5 protein-coding genes and 1 pseudogene are annotated in these 5,755 nt (G+C 50.4%); 2 read left to right on the top strand and 4 right to left on the bottom strand.

What is annotated here, in order from left to right:
* Together MWU62_RS18830 and MWU62_RS18825 are read left to right on the top strand one after the other, a co-directional pair.
* Window positions 1-614, top strand: a 614-nt coding sequence (locus tag MWU62_RS18830; protein WP_247113765.1) for a DDE-type integrase/transposase/recombinase, incomplete at its 5' end; no start/stop codon positions are given.
* Between the two features lie 36 nt (window positions 615-650).
* On the top strand, window positions 651-1,268 hold the full coding sequence (locus MWU62_RS18825; protein WP_247116265.1) for a hypothetical protein: 618 nt from the start codon (window positions 651-653) through the stop codon (window positions 1,266-1,268).
* Between the two features lie 90 nt (window positions 1,269-1,358).
* Here the strand turns inward: MWU62_RS18825 and MWU62_RS18820 are convergent, their stop codons facing one another.
* The 4 genes and pseudogenes from MWU62_RS18820 to ltrA form a co-directional block, all read right to left on the bottom strand.
* Window positions 1,359-1,499 carry a hypothetical protein gene (locus MWU62_RS18820; RefSeq protein WP_247116264.1) on the bottom strand — a complete coding sequence of 47 codons (141 nt, stop codon included), beginning with the start codon at window positions 1,497-1,499 and terminating at the stop codon, window positions 1,359-1,361.
* A 176-nt stretch (window positions 1,500-1,675) separates the two neighbouring features.
* Window positions 1,676-2,362, bottom strand: a complete 687-nt coding sequence (locus MWU62_RS18815; RefSeq protein WP_247116263.1) for an HNH endonuclease — start codon at window positions 2,360-2,362, stop codon at window positions 1,676-1,678.
* A 506-nt stretch (window positions 2,363-2,868) separates the two neighbouring features.
* Window positions 2,869-3,504, bottom strand: a pseudogene (locus MWU62_RS18810) (DDE-type integrase/transposase/recombinase); the annotation flags it as partial.
* A 68-nt stretch (window positions 3,505-3,572) separates the two neighbouring features.
* Window positions 3,573-5,096 carry a group II intron reverse transcriptase/maturase gene (gene ltrA / locus MWU62_RS18805; protein WP_099616115.1) on the bottom strand — a complete coding sequence of 508 codons (1,524 nt, stop codon included), beginning with the start codon at window positions 5,094-5,096 and terminating at the stop codon, window positions 3,573-3,575.
* Window positions 5,097-5,755 lie beyond the last annotated feature (659 nt).

The following is a 5,755-nucleotide window of genomic DNA, read 5'->3' as shown; positions in this document are numbered from 1 at the left end:
GTCCGTCCGCTGTGCGTGGCCAGCATTGGTACCTGTACCTGATTATGGACATATACAGTCGCAAGATCGTTGCTTGGGAAATCCATGAAATGGAATCCGGTGAACTAGCCAGGAAACTGGTCGAGCGTGCATTGCTGCGCGAGAGCTGCTGGCACAACCCGCCGGTGTTGCATGCCGATAATGGAGCGCCAATGACGTCTTATACGCTCAAGGCCCGGCTGGCCGATCTGGGCATGCTGATGTCGCACAGTCGTCCGAGAGTGAGCAACGATAATCCATACTCGGAATCGTTGTTCCGCACGGTCAAATACTGCCCGGAGTGGCCCTCAAAAGGCTTTAAATCGCTCACGGCTGTGCGTGAATGGATGCTGGCGTTCGAGTGCGCCTACAACGAAAGACATCTGCACAGTGGTATCAACTTCGTAACACCGGCAGATCGGCATCGTGGCGTTGATCACCAGCGCCTGGCGCATCGGAAAATGGTTTATGAAAGAGCAAAGCGCAGGAATCCACAGCGCTGGTCTGGCAATACCCGGAACTGGGAAGTCACCGGTCCGGTATCGCTCAATCCTGGCAAATTGCAGGAGGTTGAGCTTAATAGATTAGCTGCTTAGGTGCAGCTATTTGGACAACTGGGTTGAAAATCGCCGATGCCGGCAACCGACATCACGTGTGATCGCTGTGACTATTCAGGATCAACCGGCATTGCCTTTGGTATATTCAAATACCAAACACCCCTTGGGGTCATCGATCTTCCGAGAGCATTAGGCTGGTGTAATACTTGCGAATCTGTCGCTCCAATAGAGATGACCGATCGAGGCGTGAAATATCGATCGCTTGAAGCAAGCGTTCAAGCTCTGGAATCAGAACTTGCGGATGAGATTCAAAGAGCAAGAACCCTGCTCAGTAGGCTCTTTTTCAACCACAAACCAGAAAATGATAAAATAAGAGCGCTTCGCTCCACGCTGGCAAGTTATAGGCGAGAACTATTGAGCCCTTCATTGCTCGAGGACTATTTTAACTCAACAAGAGCACCTAAATGCTTGTCTTGCGGCTCTGTCGATGTGTTTGAGTTTCCTGATATACCCGATGATCTTGATGACATTTACAGCAACGAACGGAATCCAAAACCCATTGGCATAAAACATCCTGGTTGCGGAGGTGAGATGTATGCAGCCACGAGTGAAATTCGTCTTTTCAGAAGGTTTTCTGAAAGGCTTTATTCATTGAATGGGGACAGAATTGATGGCGCTGAAAGATCTGAGTGACGCTAATGCCGTGCTTAAAGCTATTTTTGGGGCAGCGCATGGACACCAGTTTGGAGAGCCTCTTTCATCCATCATTGAGCCCTCGCATTACTAGGTTCGATTATTTTTCTGAGCGATAGTTTTCTTTGCCCAATTTTCCAGTTGATCTGCCTTCCAGTAGCCAGCCAGACCTATAACTATCAGCGTGAGAGTGAACGCCCCATACCCGATCAATCCTGCGAACATATTCATGCCATCCTCCTATTTTCTGCATTACATTGTCAGCATATCGGATTTCAGGATTTCAGGATTTCAGGATTTCTTCAAATTGCGACATTTTCAGTTTGGTCGCACAGCGAACATTCGGATTTGGTGAAAACAGCGCTTTTCACCGGCGCGGTTTTTTGCGTCCGCGGCAAAGGCGTTGGTTAGGCGTCTTTACGCACTCCGGCGAACATTGCCTGCATTTGAGCAACAGAAAGTGGTGTTTTCCCTCGATGCAAAATAGAGTGACAGTTTGAGCACACCGGAACAAGATCCTCCACTGGATCAACCGTATAGCTATCGTTTATTTCACTTAGTGGTTTAACGTGATGAACTTCAATAAAGCCTTCGCCGTATACCCCGTAAACTTTAGAAAAATTAAAGTGGCAGATCTGACACGTTGCACCAAAATGATCTATACATGCTTTTCTTGCTTTTGGCTCTCTTTCATAACGATTGACGAGTACTTTTTTAACTGCGCCTTCAATAAAAACACCTGCACCTTGAACCTCCGAAGGAGCAATGAACTCTTCCGATTCGTTTTGATTCCAGTAAAGAATGTCTATTTGATTCTGAGCACTTACGTCTGTTTTTCTACCCAGCCCATTTTTGGTAATTTCTCTAACGATGAGATAATAACCGGAATCTGAGCTGCCACCATTAGGATTCAAGCTAACCATTTCAACAAGAAGCCCATTATACGTAGTGAATCTGTGTCCAATTGAAAAATTTCGCTCGAAAATTTCACCTTTATTATCACGAATGACTCGTAGAGTATTTCCGTCAATTTCTTCAAAAGTGTACAATGGTTTTTGACCGTTTTTGCTTTTAGCTCGTTGCCATTTAAGCATTATAAAACTCCTTTGGAGGTATTTTAAGCTTATTGAAAATTAACAGCTTATCAGTCTCCATTCTTATTAAACAGCTACGCCACTACCCCGTCCAAAACTGAGTCACGGCCTGAATAATGTCGACTTTTATGAGCTCTTACTATCCCGCTCTCGAGCGTTTTTCTTCTCTCGGGTCAGTGAAAAATCTGCAGGCGAGTTATTGTTGCACGTAGCGGATTCGTCTTTTCTACAAACTTGGTTGGAACATACCCAGACCCTGATCTTTGGTTTACACATACCGAGAGTCACAAGGTTTAATTTGCACATACCCAATGTCGCTACTTTAGCAAGCTCAGAGAATCCGCTCCAAAACTCGATTGTCTGGAGATCTCATCTTACACCACGTCCCAGTTGCCACCCCCTCTCAAAAAGATAATGAAAATTCACCTCCTGACAACTTGCAGATGAATAACCCCATGAGATGGTCATAGCGGCGATTTTCAACCCAATTGTCCAAATAGCTGCCCCTAAGCAGCTAATTTATTAAGCTCAACTTCCTGCAATTTGCCAGGATTGAGCGATACCGGACCGGTGACTTCCCAGTTCCGGGTGTTGCCAGACCAGCGCTGTGGGTTCCGGCACTTTGCTCTTTCATAAACCATTTTCCGATGCGCCAGGCGCTGGTGATCAACGCCACGATGCCGATCGGCCGGTGTCACGAAGTTGATGCCACTGTGCAGATGCCTTTCGTTGTAGGCGTACTCGAACGCCAGCATCCATTCACGCACAGTCGTGAGCGATTTAAAGCCTTTTGAGGGCCACTCCGGGCAGTATTTGACCGTGCGGAACAACGATTCCGAGTAAGGGTTATCGTTGCTCACTCTCGGGCGGCTGTGCGACATCAGCATGCCCAGATCGGCCAGTCGGGCCTTGAGCGTATAAGACGTCATTGGCGCTCCATTATCAGAGTGCAACACCGGTGGGTTGTGCCAGCAGCCCTCTCGCAGCAGAGCGCGTTCAACCAGCTTTTTCGCCAGCTCTCCCGACTCCGCTTCATGGATTTCCCAGGCAATGATCTTGCGGCTGTAAATGTCCATGATCAGGTAGAGGTACCAGTGCTGACCACGCACCGCTGAAGGACGTAGAGTAAGAGGCAGGGCGTAGTCGAACTATCTCCCTGCCTCTCCTCTCCGAACCGGACGTGCACCTTTCAGCGCATCCGGCTCTCCGCTTAAACGCTGGCGAAGGCCATAGCAACTTCGGGAAAGCGAGAGGTCCACGTGTTTCTGGACTCTGTCCTCAGGTAGGGATTACCCTCTGGAAGACGCCAACGGAATCGCTTTTTCCCGTGACCGACGAGTCGGTACAGGATGGCGCCACTAAATAGCCCCTGATTGGTTTTGCCATACAGCACCCAAGTCTTACTTTGACCTGAAGCCGGGGCTTTGAACCAATGACGCATCAGCGGTTTGAGCCGGGAGCGATATTTGCGGCCCAGCCAATGGGCCAGTTTCCAGAACACGACACCATCGATGTAGCTGAAGACTTTCGCTTTGTAATCGACGAACTGGTAGAACGCCGCCCAGCCTTTCAGCTTTCGGTTGATGGATTCGACCATGTCGATTTTGCTTTCACTATAATTGCCTGACAGCTTGGCGGTTAAAGATGCTGCAAAGTTACGTGCCTTATCCCGGGGGATTGTCGTCACCACCCGCATGTCGCCATAGCGGCTCCGCTTGCGGATGATGCGATGCCCCAGGAACACGAAGCCGTCATTCACATGGGTAATCTTGGTCTTATCCATGTTCAGTGTCAGCTTGAGAGTTCCTTCCAGCATCTCCCGGCATTCTTCTCTAATCGCCTCTGCCTGGGCTTTGGTGCCCTTGACGATAACCACAAAGTCATCGGCATAGCGGCAGTAGGCGACGGCTGGCTTCCATTGTCGGTTCTCTCGGATGGCTGAGCTTCGACCGATTCGGATACTGTGGTTCCAGTACCATCGATCCTTTCGGGCCTTTTTGCCGAGGTAGCGCCTATTCAGGTACTGATCGAACTCATGCAACATGATATTCGATAGCAGTGGCGATATAACACCGCCCTGAGGTACGCCCTCACTTGCTGCCCGGAAAAGACCTGCATCAATATGACCGGCTTTTATGAATCGCCAGAGAAGGTTCAGGAACCGTCGGTCCCTGATTCTGCGACGTACAGCTTTCATCAGAAGCCGGTGATGCACGGTATCAAAGTAGCTGGACAGATCCCCTTCAATGACCCAGCGTCCGCGCGTTTCCTTATTGTCCGTCAGTTGCAGTTTCACTGTACGGATCGCGTGATGAACGCTCCGCTCCGGTCGGAACCCGTAGGAGAGCGTATGGAAGTCGCTCTCCCACATGGGCTCCATCGCCATTAACATGGCCCGTTGAACGATGCGGTCGCGTAGGGTCGGGATACCCAGTGGTCGTTGCTTGCCGTTGGCCTTTGGGATATACACCCTTCGGGCCTGTAACGGCTGGTAAACATCGGAGAGTAAATCACTCCTGATCTGTTGAAGAATAGCCGGCAGCCTGTCCTGCACAGTCAGCTTGATCTCTCCGTCTATCCCGGGCGTGTTTGCCCCTTTGGAAGACAGAGTGACCCGAGCCGCTTCTGCGAGCCAGTCAGGCTGTGCTATCAGGCGCAACAACCTGTCCACCCGGCGGGTGGGGTCGGTTGTTGTCCAGGTCGCTAGCTTGCGTTGCATTTCGCTGATTATCAAAGGTCTTCACCTTGTTTGGTCAGGTAGTTTGCTTGGCAAACACGTTTAAACTGCTCCCCTTCGCCATGTAATGGGCTTTCCCCATCGCGGACTACTACGGGAGCTCCGCCAGTCAACTTGGCATCGGGGTCATGCCCCCTTGGCATCCAATATTGACCTTCCCCGGTTTACCTATCTGGACTCCAGCATGCTGAGGAGGCTGCCCATCGCACTCTTTACCCTTGCTTGCCGCAAGTTGACAGGAAGCAGCAGTCCAATCTGTGATGGATACTGCTGAACCGAAGCCCGAGCTACCAATTTGGACTTCTTCGTTTGGCAGCGCCTATGCGTCATGCTGCCCAACCTTCCCGTACGGCTTATCAGGTCACGTAAGCCGTGGTGACATTTCAACCCACAGAGGCGGATGAATGGGTTCATGTTCTTCAGCCTTTCAGCACTCAGCCTTGAGGATCATCTTGGCTTAGTGACCTCGCCTCAATCCCCGTTGTCAGCGGGTTACATCACCCTGCGGGCATACCGCAGGTCACTGCCGCTCAGGCTCACCACCCTCACAGTGGGTGGGATTGATTGGTTACTTCCTCCTGAATTACCGGTTCAATATTCCAGATAGACTCGTGGTCCATTTGAGCTTCCATGCTCGCCCTGGACTCCGGGCACAC

The organism is Marinobacter sp. S6332 (genome assembly GCF_023016045.1).
GTDB lineage: Bacteria > Pseudomonadota > Gammaproteobacteria > Pseudomonadales > Oleiphilaceae > Marinobacter.
Note: the sequence above shows the minus strand (reverse complement) of the source record. Positions and strands in the feature narration are given on the sequence as shown.